The following is a 24,157-nucleotide window of genomic DNA, read 5'->3' on the forward strand; positions in this document are numbered from 1 at the left end:
GCTAATTATATGATATTTATAGGTAACTTCCTTAAGTTGATGTCATTGGGCTAAAGCCCGCCCCTTAACCAAACGTTATGGCTCCGAAGGAAAGTCCATTGGGCGATGTTAAGTTCTGTCCGGATATCTCTGGAATTACATCTATTGAATTTAGACCTTACATGGTCGAGAGCGCGTACGATTACTACATGATTTGTACAACATCACCACATCAAAGAATGGGCATCCAAACTGTGATGTGTGCTCTAGCCATCGAAATCCTACTAAAAAGTTTCCATGCCAAAGTAACTGGCAACCATGGGCAACTTAATGAAACTTACGAATTCAGCAAGAAAGAGGCTCTGCCCAAGCAGGCAAACGCCCACGACTTGATAGTGCTCTACCATGCGCTACCTGAAAAAATTAAGAATTTCCTGCTTGACTCAGTTGATCTTGAAATTTTGGCCACAAACAAAGACCTATTTACCCATGGCAGGTATATTTATGAGTCAAGTGCAAATAAAACTCATAACAATGACATCATCAAGCTAGCAGCCTGCTTAATTTGCAAGGTTGTATTTTTGTACAAGCAACTTGGTTGTGTAGATCCATTTATTATTCCATTTGACATTGAAAAACTTTACTTCAGTCAAGTGCAGCTACTATTTGAGTGTTCAGCACCATAACAATTGGTATATGGACTCTCCCCGCAAACGGTGAGTAATGCTTTTTCCTGCCCTGTCGTCAGTGCGGTTGCATTCGTATATCAGGCCTGTGTTGGGCGCTATCGCCCTGGCCACTCTGTAGTTCGCGCAACGGGGGCCAAGCGTCCAATCGATCACCAGGATCAGCATTGTTATCGGCCTTGTTCAAATCGTTGGCTTCGCCCACTGGGACAAGCTAAAGCCCGCCTCTTAACCTATAACATTAGGCATATCAGCCCCGGGTATTGTCGATTTCATTCCCCCTCGTTCGTCTATGTAGATGGGGCGGAGGGCTGGCCGGTCAAGTTCAACCGGCGGCGTCGTCTCCTTATCCGGAGGGTCTCATGGCAACCGTTGCTCGAATCATGAACAAGCGCATCGCCGTTCTTAGTCTGCCGCTGGCCGCAGGGGCTTGCCTCCTCACCTTGGGCGTCGTCACACAAAGGCAGCCGGAACCTCGGAGCAACCGGCCATGAACCAGAACAAACAAGCTGTGCGGACTGGCTACGCTCCCGTCAACGGCCTGCGAATCTATTTCGAGATTCACGGCGTCGCGAATTCCGCGCAACCGCCGCTCGTACTGCTGCATGGCGGCGGCGACACCATCCAGACGTCTTTCGGTCAGATCCTACCGGCGCTGGCGCGCGTGCGGCAGGTCATCGCCTTCGAGCAGCAGGGCTATGGACACACGGCAGACATCGCCGACCGGCCGTTCAGCTTCGAGCAGTCCGCGGACGACACTGCGGCGCTACTGGAGTATCTGCTCATCGAGAAGGCGGATCTCTTCGGATTCAGCAACGGCGGCACCATCGCGTTGCAGGTGGCGATCCGGCATCCGAAGGTCGTGCACAAGCTCGTATTGGCATCGGCCTTATTCAAGCGCGAGGGTGCCTATCCCTGGCTTTGGCAGGCGATGGCTAAGGCCACACTGGAGAACATGCCGAAGGAACTGCAGGAGGAGTACCTCAAGGTCGCGCCGCACCCCGAGAACCTGCGAATGTTTCACGACAAGGCCGCCCAGCGCATGCGCGCCTTCGAGGACATCCCGGCTGAGGCCATCCGCGGCATCACCGCGTCGGCACTGGTTATCGTCGGCGACGCCGACGTCATACGCCCCGAGCATGCCGTGGAGGCGTTCCGGCTCCTCCCGCACGCACAGCTTGCCGTGCTCCCCGGCACCGACCACATGCAGGTGACGGCGCGCACCGGGTGGCTGGTGCCGATGATCGGCGGGTTTCTCGATGCGCCGCTGGCGAAGTGACAGCCGTCAACTGATACTTGCCGCTTTGCTTGCACTCGAATAAACCTAACAAGCGCTGCCAGTGGGATGTCCTCGCCTTCGGCCAGGCCCTTCCCGAACCAGGGCGTTAAGGCGGTAGGAAAAGCTCATGGCTCATTCGAGAGCGTTGAACTACGTGGAAGCTGTAGGAATTGAGCGAGATGAATAGGCTAGATTTCACGAGAAACGCCAGTGTTGGGCCGAAGAACAACCAGAGGCTCAGCTTCAACAGGTGTCTTTTAGTTTTTCTACCGCCTCGTTAGGCGTATCCGGAGTGTGATCGCAATGACTCAGGTGGACAGAACATCTCAATTCCAAGCCAAACTGCTTAGTCCTCTGCATCCTGGCGGTGAGTCTTCTTGGGCATTCGTAGTTCTGCCAAAGGATGTGAGTGAGAAGCTTCCGAGACGCGGAAGGACTACCGTCGACGGCAAGATTAACGGCCACCGTTTCAAGGCTACGCTCGAGCCGGATGGCCAATTGAGCCATTGGCTAAAGGTAAGTAAAGAGCTTAAGGACGCAGCGGGCGCAGTTGTTGGCGACGTCGTCACCCTAGAGATCGAAGCTGTGGAGCAAGAACCTGAGCCCGAGATGCCTTCAGATCTGGCCGAAGCATTGGCGGCAGCTCCCGAAGCCCGGAGCGTTTGGGGCGAGACAACAACGATCGCACGTTTGGACTGGATACATTGGATTACATCAGCCAAACAATCCAAGACCCGAGCAAAACGGATTAGCGATGCCTGCGCCATGCTTTCTTCGGGGAAAAGGCGGATTTGCTGTTTCGACCCGTCTGGCTACTACAGCAAGGCCTTCCGCGCGCCTGAAGCCGCAGATTGATTGGGTTGGCGCGTGGCGTTGAATACGCCGAACAAATCGGTGCAGCGAGCTAGCCTGGATAACCATTGGCGGAAAACGCTCCGCGGTTTTGCACGCTACGCGAAGTTGAGAGTCGGGGAGGGTGGACAACGCGTGCCTGTCCTCCGGCTGCTGCGGTTGGATTTGCCGAGGTTGGGCGACACTGGTGTGAGTGGTGTTCGTCGTGGCGCCGCTGCTGGGTTACGCCGCTGCGCGGCTAACCCAGCCTACGAAGGCGGTTCGGCTCAGGGTTTAACCAGTCCCATAAAAAACCAAACCCCTTGCCTTCACGCGGAAGAGCAAGGGGTTTGTTTGTATTGCGTCAGGGGCTTAGTGCGCGCCGGCGGTCTTGCTCAGGTCGCTCTCGCTCCATTCGCTGTACACGCAGGCGTCGGCCGCAGCCCAGCGAACGCGCACCTCGGCGCCGGCTTGCAGCGGCTGCAGGTTGCCGGACAGGGCCTTGACCGTCAGCGCCGTGCCGCCGGCGGTGACCACGTTGTAGGTCAGGCTTTCGCCGAGGAATACCACTTCGTTGACCGTGGCGCCGATCTCGTTCCAGCCGGCCGCCAGGGGCTCCTGCAGCGCCTGCTGGCTGGTCAGGGCCTGGGCTTTTTCCGGGCGCACCATCAGCAACAGCTCCTGCGCGGCGTGCAGGCCGGCGGTCGGCCGCATGGCCAGGGACTGGCTCTCGAACTGCGCGGCGGCGTCACCCTGGGCCTTGACCCTGAGGAAGTTGGAGTTGCCGAGGAAGGCGGCGACGAAGGCGTTCGGCGGGTTCTGGTAGAGGTCGTAACCGCTGCCCAGGCCGACGATCTTGCCGTGACTGAAGATGGCGATGCGCTGCGACAGGCGCATGGCTTCTTCCTGGTCGTGGGTCACGTAGACGATGGTGATGCCGAGGCGCCGGTGCAGGTGGCGCAGCTCGTCTTGCAGTTCCTCACGCAGCTTCTTGTCCAGGGCGCCGAGCGGTTCGTCCATCAGCAGGATGCGTGGCTCGTAGACCAGCGCGCGGGCAATCGCCACGCGCTGCTGCTGGCCACCGGACAGCTGGGCCGGGCGGCGATGGGCGAAGTCGTTCAGTTGCACCAGCTTGAGCATGGCGTCGACCTGGCGCTCGCGTTCGGCGGTCTGCAGTTTGCGCAGGGTCAGCGGGAAGGCGATGTTGTCGCGTACCGAGAGGTGCGGGAACAGCGAGTAGCGCTGGAACACCATGCCGATGTCGCGCTTGTGCGGCGGCACCTTGATCAGCGACTTGCCCTCGACCTGGATCTCTCCGGACGTGGGCGTCTCGAAGCCGGCGAGCATCGACAGGGTGGTGCTCTTGCCGGAGCCGCTGGAGCCGAGGAAGGTGAGGAATTCGCCCTCCTTGATGTCCAGCGAGATGTTGTCGACGGCGGCGAAGTCGCCGTAGTACTTGTTCAGGTTGCGCAGGCTGACCAGGGGTTGATCGGCTTGGGCGGACTCTTTGATCACGGCACTCATGTCGTTCTCCTCGGCGCTCAGGCGCTGACTTCATTGCGCCGGCGCAGGGCGGCGGCGATCACCATTATTAGGACGGACAGACCGATCAGCAGCGTCGAGGCGACGGCGATCACCGGGGTCAGGTCCTGGCGTAGGGTGGTCCACATCTTCACCGGCAGGGTCTGCAGGGTTGGGCTGGCCATCATCACGCTGAGTACCACCTCGTCCCACGACACCAGGAAGGCGAACAGCGCGCCGGCCACCATGCCCGGGCGGATCGCCGGGAAGGTCACCTTGTACACCGCCTGCATGCGCGAGGCGCCGCAGATTACCGCGGCATCCTCGATCGACTGATCGAACAGCTTCAGCGAGTTGATGATCGAGATGATGGTGAACGGCAACGCGACTATCACGTGGCTGACCACGAAGGAGAACAGCGTGCCGGTGTAGCCCAGCTTGAGAAACAGCGCATAGACCGCCACCGCGATGATCACCAGGGGCACGATCATCGGCAGGGTGAACAGGGCGTAGAGCAGCTCGCGCCCGGGAAAGCGCCCGCGCACCAGGGCGAAGGCGGTCGGCAGGCCGAGGGCGACGGCGCACAGGGTGGTCAGCACGGCAACCTTGAAACTGGTCATGACCGAGGCCATCCACTCTGGGTTGGCGAAGAACTGCTCGTACCATTTCAGGGTCCAGCCCGGCGGCGGGAACACCAGCCACTGCGAGGAGCCGAACGACAGCAGCACGATGAACAGGATCGGCAGCAGCAGAAACAGGGCGATCAACCCGGTGGTCAGGTAGAGGCCGATGCGCAGGCGCGGCCCCATGGCATTGGGTGTCAGCAACATGCTCGGTTACCTCGCATTGCTGGCGCCGACCGGCGATTCCGGCTGGAGCTTTAGGTAGAAATAGAACAGCACCAGGGTGATACCGATCAGCAACGCGGCGGCGGCGCTGGCGATGCCCCAGTTGAGGAAGGACTGCACCTGCTGAATGATGAATTCGGGCAGCATCATGTTCTGCGCGCCGCCGAGCAGCGCCGGGGTCACGTAGTAGCCGAGCGACATGACGAAGACCATCAGCCCGCCCGAGAACAGGCCGGGGCGGCACAGCGGCAGGAACACCCTGAAGAAGTTGCGCCACGGGCTGGCACCGCAGATGGCGCCGGCCTGCAGCACCATCGGATCGATGGCCTGCATGGTCGCCTGCAGCGGCAGGACGATGAACGGGATCATGATGTAGCTCATGCCGATCACCACGCCGGTGAGGTTGTGCACCATCTCCAGCGGCTGATCGATGATGCCCATCGCCATCAGGGCCTTGTTGATCACCCCGGAGGCCTGCAGCAGCACCAGCCAGGAGTAAGTGCGCGCCAGCAGGCTGGTCCACATCGACAGCAGCACGATGTTCAGCAGCCAACGGCCCCAGCCGCGCGGCACCAGGGTGATCGCCCAGGCCAGGGGGAAGCCCAGCAGCAGGCTGATCACAGTGACCAGACCGGCCACCGAGAAGGTGTTGAGCAGCACGCGGCTGTAGGCCGAGTTGGCGAACAGTTGTTCGTAGTTGCCCAGTCCCAGGCTGGGTTCCAGTACACCGCGCATGAGCAAACCGATCAGAGGCGCGAGGAAGAACAGGCCGAGGAACAGCAGCGCCGGCAGCAGGTTGGAAAACCCCCGCCAGCGCTGTGCAGTCGAGCTGCTCGGCATGCCGGCGGCGCGCGGGGCGGCGCCGGCAACGTGGGTCGATTGACTGGACTGGGCGGTAGTCATGTTATTTGACCAGCCACTCGTTCCACTGCGCGGAGATGGCTTCGCCATGCTTGGCCCAGTAGGCGTAGTCGAGGTTGACCTGATCCTTGACGTGGGCGGTCGGCAGGCTTGGCGCCAGGTCGGCATTCAGCTGCTCGACGCTGTTGACGTTGACCGGCGCATAGGCGGTGAGGTTGGCGAAGTCGGCCTGGCCCTTGGCGCTGCTGGCGTTGGCCAGGAACTTCATGGCGGCGTCCTTGTTCTTCGCACCCTTGGGGATGACCAGGAAGTCGGCCATGACCAGGTTCTGCTTCCAGCTCACGCCGACCGGCGCGCCGTCCTGCTGCAGGGCATAGACGCGGCCGTTCCAGAACTGGCCGAGGCTGACTTCACCGGAGGCCAGCAGTTGCTGCGACTGCGCGCCGCCGCCCCACCAGACGATGTCCTGCTTGATGCTGTCGAGCTTCTTGAAGGCGCGCTCCAGGTCCAGCGGGTAGAGCTGGTCGGCCGCTACGCCGTCGGCGAGCAGCGCCAGTTCCAGTACGCCTGGGCTGGCCCACTTGTACAGCGCGCGTTTGCCGGGGTAGGTGGCGGTGTCGAACAGCGCGGTCCAGTCCTGCGGGGCGTTGCCGCCGACCTTGCCCTGGTTGTAGCCGAGCACGAAGGAGAAGTAGAAGGAGCCGACGCCGTGGTCGGAGACGAAGCGCGGGTCGATCGTCTCACGCTTAATCACGCCGAAGTCCAGTGGTTCGAGCAGGCCTTCGCTGGCGGCGCGCAGGGCGAAGTCGGCTTCGACGTCGACCACATCCCACTGCACGTTGCCGCTTTCGACCATGGCCTTGAGCTTGCCGTAGTCGGTCGGGCCGTCCTGTACCACGTGGATGCCGCTGGCCTCGGTGAAGGGTTCGGCCCAGGCCTGCTTCTGCGCATCCTGGGTGCTGCCACCCCAGCTGACGAAGTTCAGGCTGTCGGCGGCGACAGCAGTGCTGGCGCTGGCCACCAGGGCCAGGGCGGCGAGGGTGGCGGTGACGGGGTTTCTCTGCAACATGCTGTATTCCTCGATTTTGTAGTTGTTGTCGAGCCGCTATGCATGAAAGTAAAGCTGGGTTTGCTGTGGCTCGAGGTCTGCCAACGTGCCTAGATCGTCCACTGGAATGGTCGGCCTATGGAATATCATATTATGGTATTCCAAGATATCTGCAAGCCTTGCGTGACTGCTGAGTCGTGACGAGGGGATTGAGGCGACTGATGGTCGTGGGCGGTTCGCCACGCGAGTGGTGCATGCGCTGGCTTGAGCCTGGGGCTCTGACTGCGGTTGGGGTTGCGGCTGAGATGGCGGAGCGGGGCGTACGGGGAGGCTGTTGCGCTTGGCTTGCAGGCGCGGGAGGGTTGAGCCCTCCCGGCGTTTGGGGTTATTCGCCGAAGGTCAGGGTCTCCACCACTTCCAGGTCATAGCCGGTCAGCCCGGCGTATTTCAGCGGGGCACCGAGGTGGCGCAGCTTGCCGACGCCTAGATCCTTGAGGATCTGCGCGCCGGTGCCGACTTCGGAGTAGATGCGCGACTGCGAGCGGTTGAACTGCTGGCGCGGCTGGGTCAGTTGCGGCACGCGTTCCAGCAGGGCCTGGGACGACTCGTTGTTGGCCAGCACCACGACCACGCCGCGACCTGCTTCGGCGACCTTCTGCAGCGCCGCCCACAGCGTCCAGTTCTGCGGGCCGGTGTACTCGGCGCCGACCAGGTCGCGTAGCGGGTCGATCACGTGCACGCGCACCAGGGTCGGCTCGTCGCGCTTGATCTCGCCCATCACCATGGCCATGTGCACGCCGCCTTCGATGCGATCCTCGTAGGTGATCAGGCGGAAGTCGCCGTGCACCGTCGGCAGTTCGCGCTCGCCGATGCGGGTCACCGTATGCTCGGTGCTCAGGCGATAGTGGATCAGGTCGGCGATGGTGCCGATCTTGATCCCATGCTGGGCGGCGAACTTCTCCAGGTCGGGGCGGCGGGCCATGCTGCCGTCCTCGTTCATCACCTCGACTATCACCGCCGCCGGGCTGTAGCCGGCCAGGCGCGCCAGGTCGCAACCGGCTTCGGTGTGCCCGGCGCGGTTGAGTACGCCGCCGTCGCGGGCGCGCAGGGGGAAGATATGCCCCGGCTGCACCAGGTCTTCGGCCTTGGCGTCTGCTGCCACGGCGGCCAGCACGGTGCGCGCGCGGTCGGCGGCGGAGATGCCGGTGGTCACGCCAGTGGCGGCCTCGATGGAAATGGTGAAGGCGGTGGAGAAGGCGCTGCCGTTGCTCGGCACCATCTGTTCCAGGCCGAGGCGCTGGCAGTGCTGGTCGGTCAGGGTCAGGCAGATCAGGCCGCGTGCCTCGCGTGCCATGAAGTTGATCGCGGCCGGGGTGCAGGCTTCTGCGGCCAGCAGCAGGTCGCCTTCGTTTTCGCGGTCTTCGTCGTCGACCAGGAGGACCATCTTGCCCTGGCGGAAGTCTTCGATGATTTCTTCGATACTGTTGAATGGCATGCCAGTGCTCTCACGGTTTGCGATGGGTGACGGTGGTTTGGCAGATTTTATGGTATACCATAATACGTAATATTGACGAGTAACGGAGAGGGCGATGAAGGCTTATTGGATTGCACATGTCGAGGTGACTGACCCCGAGCAGTACGGCGAATACACCCGGCGGGCGCCAGCGGCGTTCGCCAAGTATGGCGGCACCTTCCTCGCCCGTGGCGGTCGCGCGCAGGCCATGGAAGGCCGTGCTACGCCGCCGCGCAACGTGGTGATCGAGTTCGACTCCTACGAGCAGGCGCAGGCCTGTTACAACTCGGCGGAGTACCAGGACGCCTGCGGCCATCGGCAGGGCGCGGCTATTGCCGAAGTGATCATAGTCGAGGGCTGCGCGCCCTGAGCCTGCAACTGAGTTGAAGGCCGGGCGGCACAGGTTCAGCGGATGAAATGCACCTTGCCGGTGTCGTCATTGCCGATATAGATGCCGTAGACCCCGGCCTGGCGCTCCTCGATATAGCGTTCGAGAATCTGCCGGATAGCCGGGTAATAGATGCTCTCCCAGGGAATTTCTTCCGGCGCGAAGAAGCGGTAGTCGAGGGTTTCCGCGCCGAACTGGCCGGTCACTTCGAGCGCCACCGCGCGGAAGATGATGTACACCTCGCTGATCCTCGGCACGCTGAAGATCGAATAGGGCGAGACGATATCGGCGCGCACCCCGGTTTCCTCCCACACCTCGCGCAAGGCCGCCTGTTCGGTGGTTTCGCCGCTCTCCATGAAGCCGGCCGGCAGGGTCCAGGTGCCGGGGCGCGGCTCGAGGGCGCGCTGGCACAGCAGGTACTTGCCGTCCTGCTCGATGATGCAGCCGGCAATGATCTTCGGGTTTTCGTAGTGAATGTAGTCGCAGCCCGCGCAAACCAGGCGCTGGTGGGTGTCGCCGGCCGGCACCTGGCGGCTCAGGCGGTCGGCGCCGCAGTTGGGGCAGAAGCGCGGGCTGGGCATGGCGTCAGCGTCCTATGCGGGGCTCTTTGAGGGCGATCGGCGTGGCGATCTCGCGCACCGTGCCGGTCTCGTCCTGCTTGGACTTGAGGTAGTCCAGGGCCACCTTGGCCGCGGCGCGCACGTGGTCGACCGAGGCCTGGTGCGCGGCGAGCGGGTCGCCGCTCTTGATCGCCTCGACGATGCGCTCCATTTCCTGGTTGCTGTTGCCACGGCGGTTGGCCTGCGACACCGAGGTGGCGCGCAGGTAGCTGATGCGCGCCTGCAACTGGCGCAGCTGGGTGGCGGCGATGTGGTTGCCGGAACCTTCCAGCAGCACATTGTAGAAACCCTGCACCGAGTCGAGCACCTGTTGCAGCTCGCCTTCTTCGAGGACCTTGCGGTTTTCCTCGAGGGCGCGTTCCAGGGCGCGGATGTCCTTGGCCTTGGCGTTGAGGGTGAACAGTTGCACGATCAGGCCTTCGAGCACACAGCGCAGCTCGTAGATATCGCAGGCGTCTGCCAGGGTGATGATGGCCACTCGCGGGCCTCTGGCATCGGCGAACTCGACCAGCCCCTCGGACTCCAGGTGGCGCAGGGCCTCGCGTACCGAGGTGCGGCTGACGCCGAGACGATCACAGAGGTCGCGCTCCACCAGGCGATCGCCGGGCAGCAGTTGGAAGTTCATGATGGCGCTGCGCAGTTTATCCAGCACGATTTCGCGCAGGGTAATGGGGTTGCGATTGACCTTGAAGCTGTCGTCGAGAGGCAAGCGTTTCATGGGGTCCGCTCTGGTTGGGCTGTCCGAAGAAAAAGCAAAAAAGCACCCCGATCAACGGACCAAGGGTGCTTAGCTCACTTTGCGCCGCCCGCTATTGAGGTTGGCCTTCGGCATCGGCTTCCGCGAAGGCTTCGCGGGCGATGCGAAAACTGTCCACGGCCGCAGGCACGCCACAGTAAATACCGACCTGAAGCAGGATCTCGCGTATCTGCTCACGGCTGAGGCCGTTGCGCAAGGCTCCACGAATATGCAGCTTCAGTTCATGCGGCCGGTTAAGTGCCGAAATCATCGCCAAGTTTATCATGCTGCGTTCCGCCAGCGACAAACCCTCCCGGCCCCAGACATGGCCCCAGCAGTACTCGGTGACCAGCTCCTGCAGCGGGCGGTTGAAGTCGTCGGCATTCTCGATCGACTTGTTGACGTAGGCCTCGCCCAGCACCTGGGTGCGGATCGCCAGGCCTTTCTCGTACTTGTCGTTGCTCATGCTGCTCTCCTTCGATACGGGCCTGTTACAGGCCGCCCATCAGGGTGTATTTGATCTCGAGGTAGTCCTCGATGCCGTACTTGGAGCCTTCGCGGCCGAGGCCGGAGGACTTGATCCCGCCAAAAGGTGCGACCTCGGTGGAGATCAGCCCTTCGTTGATGCCGACCATGCCATATTCCAGCGCCTCGCTCATACGCCAGGCGCGGCCCAGGTCGCGGGTGTAGCAGTAGGCGGCCAGGCCGTACTCGGTGTCGTTGGCCAGTTGCACGGCCTCGGCTTCGCTGCCGAAGCGGAACACCGCGGCCAGTGGGCCGAAGGTTTCCTCGCGGGCGACCTTCATTTCCAGGGAGACGTCGGCGAGTACCGTCGGCTGGTAGAAGCCGTTACCCAGGGCATGGCGTTCGCCGCCACACAGCAGGCGCGCGCCTTTGCCCAGGGCGTCCTGCACATGGTCTTCGACCTTGGCCACGGCGCGCTCGTTGATCAGCGGGCCCTGGGTCACGCCGGCGGCGAAGCCATCGCCCACCTTGAACTCGGCCACGCGCTCGGCGAGACGGCTGACGAAGGCGTCATAGATGCCGTCCTGCACCAGGAAGCGATTGACGCAGACGCAGGTCTGCCCGGCATTGCGGAACTTGGCGATCAGCGCGCCCTCGACCGCGCGCTCCAGATCGGCGTCGTCGAAGACGATGAACGGCGCGTTGCCGCCGAGCTCAAGCGAGACTTTCTTCAGGGTCGCGGCGCACTGGGCCATCAGCAGTTTGCCGATGGCGGTGGAGCCGGTGAAGGACAGCTTGCGCACGTCGGCACTGCTGGTCAGCTCGCCGCCGATGGCCACCGCGTCGCCGGTGATCACGTTGAAGATGCCCGCCGGGATGCCGGCCTGTTCCGCCAGTGCGGCCATGGCCAGGGCGGAGAACGGCGTTTCCGGCGCCGGCTTGACGATGCACGGGCAACCGGCGGCCAGGGCCGGACCAGCCTTGCGGGTGATCATCGCGGCGGGGAAGTTCCACGGTGTGATGGCGGCCACTACGCCGATTGGCTCCTTGCTCACGACGATACGCGCGTCGCCCTTGTGGCTGGGGATGGTGTCGCCGTAGATGCGCTTGGCCTCTTCGGCGAACCACTCGATAAAGCTGGCGGCGTAGAGGATCTCGCCCTTGGCTTCGGCCAGCGGCTTGCCCTGCTCCAGGGTGAGAATCTCGGCCAGGGCGTCGGCGTTTTCCAGCATCAGCGCATGCCAGCGCTTGAGGATGTTGCTGCGCTCCTTGGCGGTGCGTGCGCGCCAGGCCGGCCAGGCGGCAGTGGCGGCGGCTATGGCGCGCTGGGTTTCTGCGGTGCCCATGTTTGGCACCCGGCCGATAGTTGCGCCGTTGGCCGGGTTGAAGATCTCCTGGGTGCTGGCGTCCTGGGCGTCACACCATTGGCCGTCGATGAAGGCCTGTTGGCGGAACAGTTGTGCGGCTGCTGGGGTCATGTGGGCTCCGAAAGTAAAAAAGGGGTCGCTACCAAGATGCAGGCAGACGACCCCCAAAAAGACTGTGTGCTGATCTCGCTCAGGCAATAGCGGGCAGGGCGCCCAGCTTGCCGCGGTGATAGACCATGGGCGTGACTTCGGTTTCGGGAAGAATCAGGTTCTTCACCGCGCCGACGATGATCGCGTGATCGCCGCCGTCGTATTCGCGCCACAACTCGCACTCGATGATCGCGGTGGCCTTGCTCAGCAGCGGATTGCCGCGTTCGCTGAGGTGCCAGTCGATGCCCTTGGCCTTGTCCTTGCCCTTGCCGGCGAAGGCATAGGCTTCGGCGGTCTGGTCGGCGGACAGCAGGTGGATGGCGAACTGCTTGCTGGCGCAGAGCACCGGGTAGGAGTCCGAGGCGTAGTTGGGGCAGAACAGCACCAGTGCCGGGTCAATCGACAGCGCGCTGAAGGCACTGGCGGTGATGCCGACGATGCCGCCCTCTTCGTCGAGGCAGGTGATCACCGTGACCCCCGAGGGGAACGAGCCCATCACCTCTTTGTAAATGCCTGGTTCGATCATCTTTGCTACCTCTTGAATTCGGGCGGTTGGCCGCTCAACGCATGACGAAGGGGTCGGCCATCGGTTCCTGCGAGAGATTGATCCACACGGTTTTCTGTTCGGTGTAGGCCAGTACCGAGTCGATGCCGCTCTCGCGCCCGTAGCCGCTGTTCTTGAAGCCGCCGATCGGCGCCATGGCCGAGACCGCGCGGTAGGTGTTGACCCAGATGATCCCGGAGCGCACGTCGCGGGCCAGGCGGTGGGCGCGGCCGAGGTCGCGGGTCCAGATGCCGGCGGCCAGGCCGAACTGCGAGTCGTTGGCGATGGCCAGGGCTTCGGCTTCGTCTTTGAAGCGGATCACCGAGGCGACCGGGCCGAAGACTTCTTCCTGCATGATCTTCATCGAGTTGCTGTCGCACTCGAACAGGGTTGGCTCGTAGTACCAGCCGTTGCCGTCGATCGCGGGGCGTTTGCCGCCCAGGCGCAGCTTCGCGCCTTCGGCCAAGGCGTCGGCGACCAGGCCTTCGACCACCGCCAGTTGCTGCGCGGTGGCCATGGGGCCCATCTCGCTGCTGTCGTCCTGCGGGTTGCCGATGCGGATGCGCTGGGCGCGGGCGACCAGGCGTTCGACGAATTCGTCGTAGATTTCGTCCTGCACCAGCAGGCGTGAGCCGGAGACGCAGCTCTGCCCGGAGGCGGCATAGATGCCGGCGACTGCGCCGTTGACCGCGCTATCCAGGTCGGCGTCGGCGAAGATGATGTTCGGCGACTTGCCGCCCAGCTCCAGCGACAGCTTGGCGAAGTTCTCCGCACTGCTGCGCACCACGTGGCGGGCGGTGGCGGCACCGCCGGTGAAGGCGATCTTGCGTATCAGTGGATGACGGGTCAGGGCGGCGCCGGTGCTGGCCCCGTAACCGGTGATGACGTTGACCACGCCCGGCGGAATGCCGGCTTCCAGGGCCAGGCGCGCCAGTTCGAGAATGGTCGCCGAGGCGTGCTCGGACGGTTTGATGACCATGCAGTTGCCGGCGGCCAGGGCCGGCGCCAGTTTGATCGCGGTCAGGTACAGCGGGCTGTTCCAGGGAATGATCGCGGCCACCACGCCCAGCGGTTCGAGCACGGTGTAGCCGAACATGTCGGTCTTATCCAGCGGCAGGGTGCCGCCTTCGAGCTTGTCGGCCAGGCCGGCGGTGTAGTGGAAGAACTCCGGTAGGTAGCTGACCTGGCCGCGGGTTTCGCGGATCAGCTTGCCGTTGTCGCGGCTTTCCAGCTGGGCCAGCTGTTCCTTGTTCTCGGCGATCAGATCACCCAGGCGGCGCAGCAGCTTGCCCCGGGCGGTGGCGGTCAGGCCGCGCCAGGCTGGGCTTTCAAAGGCTTTTTGCGCGGACTGAACGGCGCGCTCGACGTCTGCTTCGTCGGCATCGGGCAGCTCCGCCCAAGGCTCGGCGAGTGCCGGGTTGAGGCTGTGGAAAGTCTTGCCGGAAAGGGCATCGACCCACTGGCCGTCGATGCACATCTGAAAGCGGGTGAGTGTCATGCAACGATCCCCTTTGCTGGGTTCTCTGAGGTCTGGGCGCGGTTGAGGAAGTCGAGCAGCACCTGGTTGACCAGGCGCGGCGACTCCACCGGCATCATATGCCGCTGCTCGGCGAGCACGGCAACCTGGGCACCGGGAATGAGCTCGGCCAGTTCTTTGGCCATTTGCGGGGTCGAGCCGGGGTCCAGCTCGCCGGTGGCGATCAGGCTCGGCACGCGGATGCTGCCCAGCCGATCCACTTGGTACATGTCCTGGGTGGCGAACAGCTCGTAGGTGGTCAGGTAGCCCTCGGGGTCGTTGCTGGCCAGGGTCTGGCGTAGCGCGGCGATCTGCGCCGGGTTGGCGGCCTGGTATTCGCGGCTGAACCAGCGCGTCAAGGCCGCTTCGGCGTTGGCGTTGGGGCCGTACTGGGCGACCTGGCGAGTTCGCTCGATCACCGCGGCGCGTTGTTCCGGGCTGCGATTGAAGACGCTGTTGAGCACCACCAGGCCCTGGGTGTGCTGCGGGTAATGCAGGGCAAAGGCCCGCGCGATCAGGCCGCCCATCGAGAAGCCGATGATGGTGGCCTGTGGCAGCTGCAGGTGTTCGAGCAGTTCGCGCAGCTGCTCGGCATAGCCGAGCAGGTCGGTGCCGGTTGCCGGGCGTGGGCTGGCGCCGTGACCGAGCATGTCGTAGGCGATGACCCGGAAGTGCGGAGCAAGACCGACGATCTGGCCGCCCCACATCTCTTTATTCAGGCCGACGCCGTGGATCAGTACCACGGGTTGGCCCTGGCCGGTCGCCAGGTAACTGGTGCCGGCGGGGGTGCGTTCAGCGGTGAGTAACATCATGGCTTGCTCCTGCACTGACCGGGGTTTACTGCGCCTGCTCGGCGGCCAGCTCTTCCAGGTCGATGTAACGGCTGCCGATGCGCGGGTGCAGGCGGCCACCGTTAGCGGCGCCCAGGACCACGACGATTTCGTCGGCACGCGGGGCGTCTTCGATGTGCATTTCCAGGGTGACGTAGTGCGAGCGCGCGCCTTCGTCATCCTTGTGCATCATCGGAATCTGGATCGAGGTGCCCGGGCCGCCGCGCTTGTTGGTGAAGCTCAGGTAGCTCTTGGCGTTCACCGCCTGGCGGTAGTGGTTGCCGAAGCGCAGGTTGTGGATCACCGCGGAGGCGTGTTCGATCTCGCCGTCGGCGCCGACTACGGCGGCCTTGCCATAGGCTTCGATCTTGTCTGCGCCGCCAATGGCGTCGGTCAGACGCTTGACCATCAGCTCACCCAGCTCGGAGGCGTGGGGGTTGAGCTCCGAGCGGATGTCTTCGACGAAGCCACGGCCGGCCCAGGGGTTCTTCATCACTACGGCCAGCCCCACCATGGTCACCGGCTTGTCAGTCGCCTTGCCACCTTCGATAAGGGTTTCTTCGACGTAGCTGACGATCTTGCGAATTTCAAAACTCATGAGGCTCTCCTGGATAGATGAGGCAGTGTGAAGCGCATCGCGCTGGCTTGGTATCATGGTATACCATAATACATCTCGTGCAAGTCAAGCTTTTCGGCGGTGCCGCTGGTCGGCCTCAAGGCTTGAGGCTCTAAGCCTGCGGCGGTTGTCGAGGGTTGCCGACTAGCGGGCTTTGCTTCCGTGATTCGGTTTATGGTATACCGTAATACAAGCAAATGCTGCTGCCCATTCCAGGTTGCTTGACGGGCGGTTGCAGCCCTAGGTCGAAGGCGTGTGATTCGAGTCTTCTAGGTGCAGGCAGGGCGGGGTGCCCGGCATTGGCGATGAACACTACTTTGTGTGCCCACTACAAAAATAAGGAGGAGACGCGCCCGTGAGCGAACATCCTATGCAAGGCTCCCACCGTCTGTTCGCAGGCGTTAACCCGACGATGGCCATCTCATCCCTGGTGATGGTGGTGGGCTTCGTGCTGTTCACCGTGCTCTTCGGCGAGCTCGCCAACGGCCTGTACACCGGCATCAAGCAGTGGATCGAAAGCTCCCTGGGCTGGTACTACGTGGCGGTGGTCAGCGGCGTGTTGTTCTTCACCTTCTGGGTGGGGCTCAGTCGTTTCGGCAACCTGCGCCTGGGCCGCGATGACGAGCGCCCCGAGTTCAGCAACTTCTCCTGGTTCGCCATGCTGTTCAGTGCGGCGGTGGGCACCGGCCTGCTGTTCTGGAGCATTGCCGAGCCGGTGATGCACATGCAGGGCAACCCCTTCATGGACATGGCCGGGGTGGCGGCCAATACGCCGGAAGCGGCGCAGATCGCTCTGCGCGTGACCATGTTCCACTGGGGCCTGCACGGCTGGTGCATCTACATCATCGTCGGCCTGATCCTGGCCTATTTCGCTTACCGTCGCGGCCTGCCGCTGACCATCCGTTCGGCGCTCTACCCGCTGATCGGTGAGCGCATCTATGGGCCGATCGGCCATGCCGTCGACCTGCTGGCGATCTTCAGTACCCTGTTCGGCACTGCGACCACCCTGGGTTTGGGTGTGGCGCAGATGAATGCCGGGCTGAATTACATGTTCGGCCTGGAGGTGTCCACCACCAACCAGTTGATCCTGATTTCAGGCACGGCGGTGGTCGCCACCCTGTCGGCGGTGTCGGGGGTGCGCAAGGGCATTCTCTGGCTCAGCGAGTGGAACATCCGCCTGAGCAGCATCCTGTTCCTGTTCCTCCTGCTGGCCGGCCCGACCGTGTTCCTTCTCGGCCTGTATGCCACCAGCCTGGGTGACTACCTGGCCAACTTCATCCCGATGGGGCTATGGACCGACTCCAACCCCGAGCGTCAGTGGCAGGGTTGGTGGACCATCTTCTATTGGGGCTGGTGGCTGTCCTGGGGCCCGTTTGTCGGCATGTTCATCGCGCGTATCTCCCGTGGCCGCACCGTGCGTCAGGTGGTGCTGGGCGGCATGCTCGCCGCGACCCTGGGCGCCTTCCTGTGGATCGTGATCATGGGCGGTACCGGGGTTTACCTGCAGCTGGCCGGCGCCGTCGACCTCAGTGCGGTGGCCAACAGCGATGTGACCATGGTGCTGTACAAGACCATCGAGGGCCTGAACGTGGAGTGGGCAACCATGGCCATGGCCGGCCTGGCGACCCTGATGATTGTCAGCTGGTTTGTCACCTCGGCCGACTCGGCCACCCTGGTGATCTGTACCATCCTGTCGATGGGCGATCAGAACCCACCGCAACGCTTCCGCATCATCTGGGGTATGGGTCTTGGCGCGTTGGCCGGCGTGTTGCTGCTGGCGGGGGGCTTGCAGGGTTTGCAGGCGGCCACCATCGCGGCGGCGCTGCCGTTCTCCGTGGTGCTGCTGGTGATCTGTTACTGCCTGGTGCGCGCCCTGCATCAGGAAGAGGGCGAGCGCCTGAGTATCGAAAGCGCTCAGCGGGCGTAAGCCCAAGGTGGTCGCGGCGGCTCATCAGCGCTGCGGCTTCACCGCTTTAGCAACCGCCGCCCATTGGGCGGCGGTTGCGTTTCTGGCTTGCGGATTTCGTCAGGTGTCTAAGACGGGGCTACGCCGGGTTCCTGCTCACGGAGCAGCAGTGCGGCCTTGCGCTCCACGCCCCAGCGATAGCCACCCAGGGCACCGTTGGCGGCGACCACCCGGTGGCAGGGAATCAGCAGGCCCAGCGGGTTGCTGGCGCAGGCGCGGGCCACCGCCCGCGGGTGACTGCCGATGCTGGCGGCCAGCTCGCCGTAGCGCCGGGTCTGGCCCGCCGGGATCTGCCGCAAGGCGCGCCATACCTGCTGCTGGAAGGCCGTACCGCGCAGGTCCAGCGGCAGTTGTGCGGCACGCTGCGGCTCCTCGATCTGGGCGATCACCTGCTGCAGCCAGTCGCCCAGCTCGGCATCGTCGCGTTGCAACTGGGCGGCGGCGAAACGCTGCTGCAGTTCGTCTTCGAGCTGCTCGGCAGCGTCGCCGAACAGCAGGGCGCAGACGCCTTTGGCGCTGCTGGCCAGCAGCAGTTGGCCCAGCGGGCAGGCGGCGATGGCGTAGTGCAGCACTTCACCGGCCGCTTGCTGGCGGCGCTGCGTAGGCGTCAGCGCATCACCATGCTCATACAGCGCGCGGGTGCCGGAATAGCCGGCGGCCAGCGCGGCATCCAGCACCGAGTCGGCCTGGGGCAGGCGTGCTTCCAGCTGCGCGCGGCGCTGGGCGCTGGCCCAGCCTTTCGGCGTCAATCCGGTGCGGGCCTTGAAGGCGCGCACCAGGTGCGAGGGCGACAGGCCGATGCGCGCGGCGAGTTGTTCCAGGGTCGGTGTCGGTTGCTGCTCGGTGAGCAGGCGGCAGGCGGCAGCCACCAGTTGGTCGAGCTGCTCGGCCGGGCTGGCGCCCTGCGGTGAGCAGCGCTTGCAGGCGCGAAAGCCGGCGCTTTCGGCGCTGGCCGGGTCAAGATGAAAGCTGACGTTGTGGCGCAGCGGCCGGCGTGCCGGACAGCTGGGCCGGCAATAGATGCCGGTGGAGCGGACGGCGAAGACGAACTGGCCATCGCGCGCGGCATCGCGGTTGCAGACGGCTTGCCAGCAGAGGTCGGGATCGAGCATGGCGCGGCTCCGGTGGGCGATAGGTCGATTGTCGGCGCTTGCGCCGGCGCCGCCAATCCGAATCGCACTTTCAAACTGACCGGCCCTACACCGCAAGGTTCGGCGGGCGCCGAATACCTTGCGAGTACAGCGGTTGCCAGGGTGGGCTATTGCCAGTCGAGGGTCAGCGCTTCCTGCCAGGCGAAGCGCTCGAAGTGGTTGGCGACCACCTGCTTGAGTTTATCCAGGTCGTCCTGCTTGGCACTCTCCACGCTTAGGCGCAGGCCTGTCGGTTCCGCGTGCAGGAGCGACAGGCCGAAGGCGAATTCGATACGGCCCTGCTGCTCGTCGAAGGCAACGGGAATCTTGTGGGCGAAGTGTTTGCACAGACGGCCGATATAGCGCGCGGGTGTTGCCGTGGGCACAAAGGCATTGGCGGTCAGGGGCATGTCGTCTCCATTGCTTGGAAATTGCGGGGAAGTGGTCGTGCTTCAGGCGCGTTGCGGGAGAGTCGGTGGCCGCACCTGCGCAGGTGTGCGCCGCTTCAGTACGCGACGGTAAAGCGCTGGCGGATATGCTGCGGATTTTCCAATTCATCGATGATCGCCACGGCCAGGTCGGTCACGGCGATTCCTGCGGGCGCTGCACCGGACATCAGCAGTTGATCGCTACCGAGGCGGAACTGGCCGGTGCGCTCGCCTGGATGGAGATGCGCCGGCGGCGAGATGAAACTCCAGTCCAGCGCCGTTTCGCTCTGGATCAGTTGCAGTGCCTGACGTGCGCCTTCTGCACCTTCTTTGTAGGCGGCGGGGAAGTCTGCGGTGTCGAGCAGTTGCAAGCCCGGCGCGACGTATAGGCTGCCGGCACCACCGACCACCAGCAGGCGTTGGACTGCGGCCTGTTTGACCGCCGCGTAAATGGCCTGGGTGCCCTGGACAAAGCGCTGACGAATATCGGCTGTGCCCCAGCCCGGGTTGAAGGCATGAATGACCGCGTCGTGGTCAGTCAGTTGGCCACTGAGCGCCTCGGCATCGTAGGCGTCTGCGGCCACAGCGGTCAGCGCGGCGTGTGGCGGCAGTTTCTGCGGATTGCGGACGATAGCGGTGACCTGATGGCCACGGTTCAAGGCTTCTTGCAGGACGGCGCTGCCGACGAAGCCGCTGGCGCCTATCAGGGCAATTTTCATGGGTGTCTCCAGGTGAGCGATTGGTGGGACACATAATCGCAGCTGGATAAATGGCGGAAAAATAGGCTAAAAAGGCTTTCACTATTAAGTAGGGCTTACTAATGGAGCAGCTCAAGCGCATGGCGATCTTCGCCACCGTGGTCGATCGCGGCTCCATGGTCGCGGCTGCCGAGGTGCTTGGCATGACGCCGTCGGCGGTCAGTCAGCAGATCCGCAAATTGGAAGACAGCACCCAGGTCAGCCTGCTGCATCGCACCACGCGCAAACTGACCCTGACCGAGGCCGGGGCTGTCTTCTACCAAAGCTGCGCCCAGGTGCTGGCATTGGCTGAGCAGGCCGAGCAACGCCTGGCCGAACTGCGCGACGCGCTGGTGGGCGAGTTACGCATCGCCGCGCCCGTTGGGTTTTCCGGGCGCCCGATCTGTGCGGCTCTGGCGCCGCTGCTGCAGGCGCACAGGGGGCTGAGTCTGCAGCTGTTCTTCCAGGACGAGCAGATCGACTTGATCGAACAGCGCATCGATCTGGCGATCCGCGTTGGCAAGCTCGAGGACTCCAGCCTGGTGGCGCGGCATATCGGCGAGACGCGCATGCTGGTGTGCGCTGCGCCCAGTTACCTGGTGCAGCGCCGGCCCATCAGCCATCCGCAGGACTTGATCGGCCTGGACTGGCTGACGATGAACGGCGAGTTGCCGCACAAGTTACTGACCCTGCATGGACCGGGTGGCGACGTGCAGCGCCTGCGCATCGAGAGTCGGGTGGGGTGCAACAACATCGTGGCCTTGCGCAACTTCACCCTGGGCGGCATGGGCGTCTCCCTGCAACCCGCGCATGAGGTGCGCGAAGAACTGGCCACGGGCGATCTGCGCGAGCTGCTCTGCGACTGGCAGTTGCCGGCATTCGGCATCTATATCGTGACCCCGCGACGTGACGCCCAGCCGGCCAAGGTGCGCTATGCCATCGAGGCACTACGGCAACATTTGTCCATGCGATAACGACACTAAAGGCTGCAATGGTCGGTATAGGCTGGGCGCTGCCGGAGGATTGCCGTATAACGGGCTGCTTACGCGCAATAGGCAACACAGGACCCCTAGTTAAAGCTGATGAAGACGCCAAAACGCATTGAACCCCTGGTCGAGGCTGGTCTGGTCGACGAGGTGATACGCCCGCTGATGAGTGGTAAGGAAGCCGAGGTATTCGTAGTGCGCTGCGGTAATGAGCTGCGCTGCGCCAAGGTTTACAAGGAAGCCAACAAGCGTAGCTTTCGCCAGGCCGCGGTCTACCAGGAAGGCCGCAAGGTCCGTAACAGCCGTGACGCACGGGCCATGACCAAGGGCACCAAGTACGGGCGCAAGGGCCAGGAAGACTCCTGGCAGAACGCCGAAGTGGCGGCCCTGTTCCATCTGGCCGGTGCCGGCGTGCGGGTGCCCAAGCCCTACGACTTTCTCGAAGGCGTGTTGCTGATGGAGTTGGTCACCGACGAGGAGGGCGATGCGGCACCGCGCCTGAATGATGTCGATCTGCACCCGGAGGATGCCCGCGAGTTCCACGCCTTCATGATCGAGGAAGTGGTGAAGATGCTCTGCGCCGGTCTGGTGCATGGTGACTTGTCCGAGTTCAACGTGTTGCTCGGCCCCGAGGGCCCGGTGATCATCGACCTGCCGCAGGCGGTGGATGCGGCCGGTAACAACCATGCGTTCAAGATGCTCGAACGCGACGTCGGCAATATGTCCGCCTACTTCGGCCAGTTCGCCCCGGAGCTGAAATACAGCAAGTACGCCAAGGAAATGTGGGCGCTGTATGAGGAAGGCAAACTGACCCCGGCGAGCAAGTTGACCGGTGAATTCGCCGATCCGGAAGAAGACGCGGATGTCGATGCGGTGCTCAATGAAATCAAGGCCGCGCTGGCCGATGAGGCGCGCCGTCAGGCCTTGTTGAATGCCGAGGACGCGCCCAAGGGCGAAGAGCCGCCACCGCCCTGGATGCAATAACCAGCAGCAACCCACTAGCCACATAGGTCACTAGGGTGGACGCCGATCCACCCTGGTGTGCTGTCTCTAGTTAAAGATTCTTCGTGAACGGGCCAGTTGCCAGGTAAGCGCAGCCGTCTCGTAGGCTGGCTTAGCGGCGCATGCCGTTGAGGCGCAGGCGACACAGGTTGCCGAGCGCCGCGTAACCCAGCACAGCGTCAGCAATGCGGGGTTACGTCGCGCCACACCCAGCTGCTTGCGCGGGCCACCGCGCAGGCGTCTCACCCAGCGACGACTCCGATGGATATTGCTGCTGCGTCAGCCTACAACCGTGCGGTCTGGAAGGTGTCGCAGCGGCTCACGTCACCCTGTTCGAAGCCCGCCTTGAACCAGCGCACGCGCTGCGCCGAGGTGCCGTGGGTGAAGGAATCCGGCACCACCTGGCCGCGAGCCTGTTGCTGCAGGCGGTCATCGCCGATGGCATTGGCGGCATGCAAGGCTTCCTCCAGGTCGCCGCTCTCCAGCCAGTCGAGGCGGCGCTGGGCGTGATGCGCCCAGACCCCGGCCAGGCAGTCGGCCTGTAACTCCTGGCGCACCAGCAAGCCGTTATCGCCTTCCAGCCGTTCGCCACGTTGCCGCGCGCCATTGACCTTGGCCGAGACGCCGAGCAGGGTCTGCACATGGTGGCCGACTTCGTGGGCTATCACGTAAGCCTGGGCAAAATCGCCAGCCGCGGCGAAGCGCTGCTCCAGCTCGCGGAAGAACGCCAGGTCGAGGTAGACCCGCTGATCGCCAGGACAGTAGAAGGGGCCGACGGCCGAGTCGGCGAAACCGCAGGCGGAATCGACCCCGCCGCGAAACAGCACCAGGGTCGGGTCGCGGTACTGGCGGTTGGCGCTCTGGAAAATCGCGCGCCAGGTGTCTTCGGTGTCGCCAAGGATGGCGCGGACGAACTCCGACTGCTCATCATTGGTCGCCGGTGCTCTGTTCTGCCGCTGGCCGAGCGAGCTGCTCTGGGTCGCCTGGCCGGCCAGTTGGCCGAGGATCTGCAGCGGGTCCTGTCCCATCAGCAGGCCGATCACCACCACCGCGGCGATACCGCCGAGACTCAAGCCCCTGCCGCCAGCGAAACGTCGGCCGCCACTACGGCCGCGCGCATCCACTACGTTGTCACTGCGTCGTGCCCGTTTCCAGCGCATGGTTCGATTCCCTTGTGCATGGCAGGTGTTGAGTGTCGTCCTGCTGCGTGGCCGACGCCAGTCCGGCGGTCAGCCCAGTTCGCTGGCGTCGACCAGCAGTTCGGCGCGAGCCAGCAGTTGCACGCTGCCGCCAACGCTGACATGGCCATCGGCGGCCACACAGACATCCAGGCGGCTGGGGCGGCCAAGGAAGCGTCCCTGGTTGAGGCTGAAGCGTTCGTCATGCCGCTGCAGGCCGTACTTCACCAGAAAGGCGGCCACCGGGCCGGCGGCGCTGCCGGTGGCGATATCCTCGATCAGCCCTAGCGGGTCCCAGGTGCGTCCTTCGCGGGCATCCACGTCCAGCAGATAGACGAAGTCGGCCCCCAGGGCGGCCAGTTCGGCAGCGAAGGCGCGGCACTGTTTGGCGCGCGCCAGGCCCGGCGCGGTGACCGGCAAGAGCAGATAAGGCAGGCCGTTGCTGACCACCGTGGCGGGGTAGCGGCTGTCCAGTTCGGTGACGCTTAAGCCAAAGGCTTCGGCGAAGCGCAAGGCCTGCTCGTGGGCGAGTAGGGCGCCGAACTCCGAGCGCCCTTGGGCCATCTCCGCGTAAAAGCCCAGGTCTTGCCGGCGGGTGCGCAGGGTCACGCTTTTCGCCAGCAGCTGCAGGCTCCACTCGGCGCTGGCGCCAGGGCAGTGCAAATGGTGCAGCAGGGCCGCGGTGCCAATGATCGGGTGACCGGCGAAGGGCAGCTCTTCTTCCATGGTGAATATCCGCGCCTGGTATGCATCGGCGCTGGCACCGGGCAGTAGGAACACCGATTCGAACTGGCGCAGCTCCTGAGTCAGCGCCTGCATGGTGGCAGGCGACAGCTGGCGGGCGTCGGGGAATATCGCCACACCGTTACCGGCCAGCGGACGCTCGGCGAATACATCGAGTTGCCAATAAACCAAGGGGGACATAGCGACTC

General features: G+C 63.7%; 25 protein-coding genes. 7 read left to right on the plus strand and 18 right to left on the minus strand.

What is annotated here, in order from left to right:
* The first annotated feature begins 98 nt into the window (after positions 1 to 98).
* The 3 genes from FBY03_RS16530 (at position 99) to FBY03_RS16540 (ending at position 2,799) form a co-directional block, all read left to right on the plus strand.
* A complete protein-coding gene (locus FBY03_RS16530) occupies positions 99 to 665 on the plus strand; it encodes a hypothetical protein (protein WP_147173455.1) in 567 nt (188 codons plus the stop codon).
* Between the two features lie 490 nt (positions 666 to 1,155).
* Positions 1,156 to 1,944: an alpha/beta fold hydrolase gene (locus FBY03_RS16535; RefSeq protein WP_147173456.1), complete on the plus strand. Its 789-nt coding sequence runs from the start codon at positions 1,156 to 1,158 to the stop codon at positions 1,942 to 1,944.
* 303 nt (positions 1,945 to 2,247) lie between these two features.
* Positions 2,248 to 2,799, plus strand: a complete 552-nt coding sequence (locus FBY03_RS16540; protein WP_147173457.1) for a YdeI/OmpD-associated family protein — start codon at positions 2,248 to 2,250, stop codon at positions 2,797 to 2,799.
* Between the two features lie 348 nt (positions 2,800 to 3,147).
* Here the strand turns inward: FBY03_RS16540 and FBY03_RS16545 are convergent, their stop codons facing one another.
* From FBY03_RS16545 to ribBA, 5 genes are all read right to left on the minus strand, one after another.
* The gene (locus tag FBY03_RS16545) at positions 3,148 to 4,299 is read right to left on the minus strand and encodes an ABC transporter ATP-binding protein (RefSeq protein WP_147173458.1); all 1,152 of its coding nucleotides are present in this window, start codon (positions 4,297 to 4,299) and stop codon (positions 3,148 to 3,150) included.
* 17 nt (positions 4,300 to 4,316) lie between these two features.
* The gene (locus FBY03_RS16550; protein ID WP_147173459.1) at positions 4,317 to 5,126 is read right to left on the minus strand and encodes an ABC transporter permease; all 810 of its coding nucleotides are present in this window, start codon (positions 5,124 to 5,126) and stop codon (positions 4,317 to 4,319) included.
* A 6-nt stretch (positions 5,127 to 5,132) separates the two neighbouring features.
* The gene (locus FBY03_RS16555) at positions 5,133 to 5,984 is read right to left on the minus strand and encodes an ABC transporter permease (RefSeq protein WP_256677957.1); all 852 of its coding nucleotides are present in this window, start codon (positions 5,982 to 5,984) and stop codon (positions 5,133 to 5,135) included.
* A gap of 64 nt (positions 5,985 to 6,048) precedes the next feature.
* Entirely contained in the window at positions 6,049 to 7,074 is a 1,026-nt protein-coding gene (locus FBY03_RS16560; RefSeq protein WP_147173461.1) for an ABC transporter substrate-binding protein, read from the minus strand.
* 364 nt (positions 7,075 to 7,438) lie between these two features.
* The gene (gene ribBA / locus FBY03_RS16565; RefSeq protein ID WP_147173462.1) at positions 7,439 to 8,548 is read right to left on the minus strand and encodes a bifunctional 3,4-dihydroxy-2-butanone-4-phosphate synthase/GTP cyclohydrolase II; all 1,110 of its coding nucleotides are present in this window, start codon (positions 8,546 to 8,548) and stop codon (positions 7,439 to 7,441) included.
* Positions 8,549 to 8,642: 94 nt separating this feature from the next.
* On the opposite strand from ribBA, the gene FBY03_RS16570 reads away from it, so the two are divergent.
* The gene (locus FBY03_RS16570) at positions 8,643 to 8,936 is read left to right on the plus strand and encodes a DUF1330 domain-containing protein (RefSeq protein ID WP_147173463.1); all 294 of its coding nucleotides are present in this window, start codon (positions 8,643 to 8,645) and stop codon (positions 8,934 to 8,936) included.
* A gap of 35 nt (positions 8,937 to 8,971) precedes the next feature.
* On the opposite strand, the gene FBY03_RS16575 is transcribed toward FBY03_RS16570, so the two are convergent.
* The 8 genes from FBY03_RS16575 to FBY03_RS16610 form a co-directional block, all read right to left on the minus strand.
* Positions 8,972 to 9,535: an NUDIX hydrolase gene (locus FBY03_RS16575; protein WP_147173464.1), complete on the minus strand. Its 564-nt coding sequence runs from the start codon at positions 9,533 to 9,535 to the stop codon at positions 8,972 to 8,974.
* A 4-nt stretch (positions 9,536 to 9,539) separates the two neighbouring features.
* On the minus strand, positions 9,540 to 10,292 hold the full coding sequence (locus tag FBY03_RS16580) for a GntR family transcriptional regulator (RefSeq protein ID WP_025164412.1): 753 nt from the start codon (positions 10,290 to 10,292) through the stop codon (positions 9,540 to 9,542).
* 91 nt (positions 10,293 to 10,383) lie between these two features.
* On the minus strand, positions 10,384 to 10,776 hold the full coding sequence (locus FBY03_RS16585; protein ID WP_025164413.1) for a carboxymuconolactone decarboxylase family protein: 393 nt from the start codon (positions 10,774 to 10,776) through the stop codon (positions 10,384 to 10,386).
* A 25-nt stretch (positions 10,777 to 10,801) separates the two neighbouring features.
* Entirely contained in the window at positions 10,802 to 12,253 is a 1,452-nt protein-coding gene (locus tag FBY03_RS16590; protein ID WP_147173465.1) for an NAD-dependent succinate-semialdehyde dehydrogenase, read from the minus strand.
* A gap of 79 nt (positions 12,254 to 12,332) precedes the next feature.
* Complete coding sequence (locus FBY03_RS16595) at positions 12,333 to 12,818, minus strand: flavin reductase family protein (protein ID WP_147173466.1); 486 nt, start codon at positions 12,816 to 12,818, stop codon at positions 12,333 to 12,335.
* Positions 12,819 to 12,852: 34 nt separating this feature from the next.
* Positions 12,853 to 14,334 carry an aldehyde dehydrogenase gene (locus FBY03_RS16600; protein WP_147173467.1) on the minus strand — a complete coding sequence of 494 codons (1,482 nt, stop codon included), beginning with the start codon at positions 14,332 to 14,334 and terminating at the stop codon, positions 12,853 to 12,855.
* Positions 14,331 to 15,164: an alpha/beta fold hydrolase gene (locus FBY03_RS16605; protein WP_147173468.1), complete on the minus strand. Its 834-nt coding sequence runs from the start codon at positions 15,162 to 15,164 to the stop codon at positions 14,331 to 14,333. Before FBY03_RS16605 ends, FBY03_RS16600 begins: the two co-directional genes overlap by 4 nt.
* A 25-nt stretch (positions 15,165 to 15,189) precedes the next feature.
* The gene (locus tag FBY03_RS16610; RefSeq protein WP_147173469.1) at positions 15,190 to 15,780 is read right to left on the minus strand and encodes an amino acid synthesis family protein; all 591 of its coding nucleotides are present in this window, start codon (positions 15,778 to 15,780) and stop codon (positions 15,190 to 15,192) included.
* 373 nt (positions 15,781 to 16,153) lie between these two features.
* On the opposite strand from FBY03_RS16610, the gene FBY03_RS16615 reads away from it, so the two are divergent.
* Positions 16,154 to 17,725 (plus strand): BCCT family transporter, encoded by a 1,572-nt coding sequence (locus FBY03_RS16615; RefSeq protein WP_256677953.1) that lies wholly within the window; start codon positions 16,154 to 16,156, stop codon positions 17,723 to 17,725.
* A 107-nt stretch (positions 17,726 to 17,832) separates the two neighbouring features.
* Here the strand turns inward: FBY03_RS16615 and ada are convergent, their stop codons facing one another.
* The 3 genes from ada to FBY03_RS16630 form a co-directional block, all read right to left on the minus strand.
* Positions 17,833 to 18,876, minus strand: coding sequence for a bifunctional DNA-binding transcriptional regulator/O6-methylguanine-DNA methyltransferase Ada (gene ada / locus FBY03_RS16620; protein WP_147173470.1), 1,044 nt, complete (start codon positions 18,874 to 18,876; stop codon positions 17,833 to 17,835).
* Between the two features lie 146 nt (positions 18,877 to 19,022).
* Complete coding sequence (locus tag FBY03_RS16625; protein WP_147173471.1) at positions 19,023 to 19,304, minus strand: DUF2218 domain-containing protein; 282 nt, start codon at positions 19,302 to 19,304, stop codon at positions 19,023 to 19,025.
* Positions 19,305 to 19,399: 95 nt separating this feature from the next.
* On the minus strand, positions 19,400 to 20,041 hold the full coding sequence (locus tag FBY03_RS16630; RefSeq protein ID WP_147173472.1) for an NAD(P)-dependent oxidoreductase: 642 nt from the start codon (positions 20,039 to 20,041) through the stop codon (positions 19,400 to 19,402).
* A 101-nt stretch (positions 20,042 to 20,142) separates the two neighbouring features.
* On the opposite strand from FBY03_RS16630, the gene FBY03_RS16635 reads away from it, so the two are divergent.
* Together FBY03_RS16635 and FBY03_RS16640 are read left to right on the plus strand one after the other, a co-directional pair.
* Positions 20,143 to 21,033 carry a LysR family transcriptional regulator gene (locus tag FBY03_RS16635; protein WP_147173473.1) on the plus strand — a complete coding sequence of 297 codons (891 nt, stop codon included), beginning with the start codon at positions 20,143 to 20,145 and terminating at the stop codon, positions 21,031 to 21,033.
* A gap of 108 nt (positions 21,034 to 21,141) precedes the next feature.
* Positions 21,142 to 22,029, plus strand: a complete 888-nt coding sequence (locus tag FBY03_RS16640; RefSeq protein ID WP_147173474.1) for a PA4780 family RIO1-like protein kinase — start codon at positions 21,142 to 21,144, stop codon at positions 22,027 to 22,029.
* Positions 22,030 to 22,331: 302 nt separating this feature from the next.
* Here FBY03_RS16640 and FBY03_RS16645 read toward each other — a convergent pair whose 3' ends face one another.
* The gene (locus FBY03_RS16645) at positions 22,332 to 23,207 is read right to left on the minus strand and encodes a neutral zinc metallopeptidase (RefSeq protein WP_147173475.1); all 876 of its coding nucleotides are present in this window, start codon (positions 23,205 to 23,207) and stop codon (positions 22,332 to 22,334) included.
* 69 nt (positions 23,208 to 23,276) lie between these two features.
* Positions 23,277 to 24,149, minus strand: a complete 873-nt coding sequence (locus FBY03_RS16650; RefSeq protein ID WP_147173476.1) for a PhzF family phenazine biosynthesis protein — start codon at positions 24,147 to 24,149, stop codon at positions 23,277 to 23,279.
* Between the last annotated feature and the right edge of the window lie 8 nt (positions 24,150 to 24,157).

The organism is Pseudomonas sp. SJZ079, from assembly GCF_007993865.1.
Taxonomy (GTDB): Bacteria; Pseudomonadota; Gammaproteobacteria; order Pseudomonadales; family Pseudomonadaceae; genus Aquipseudomonas.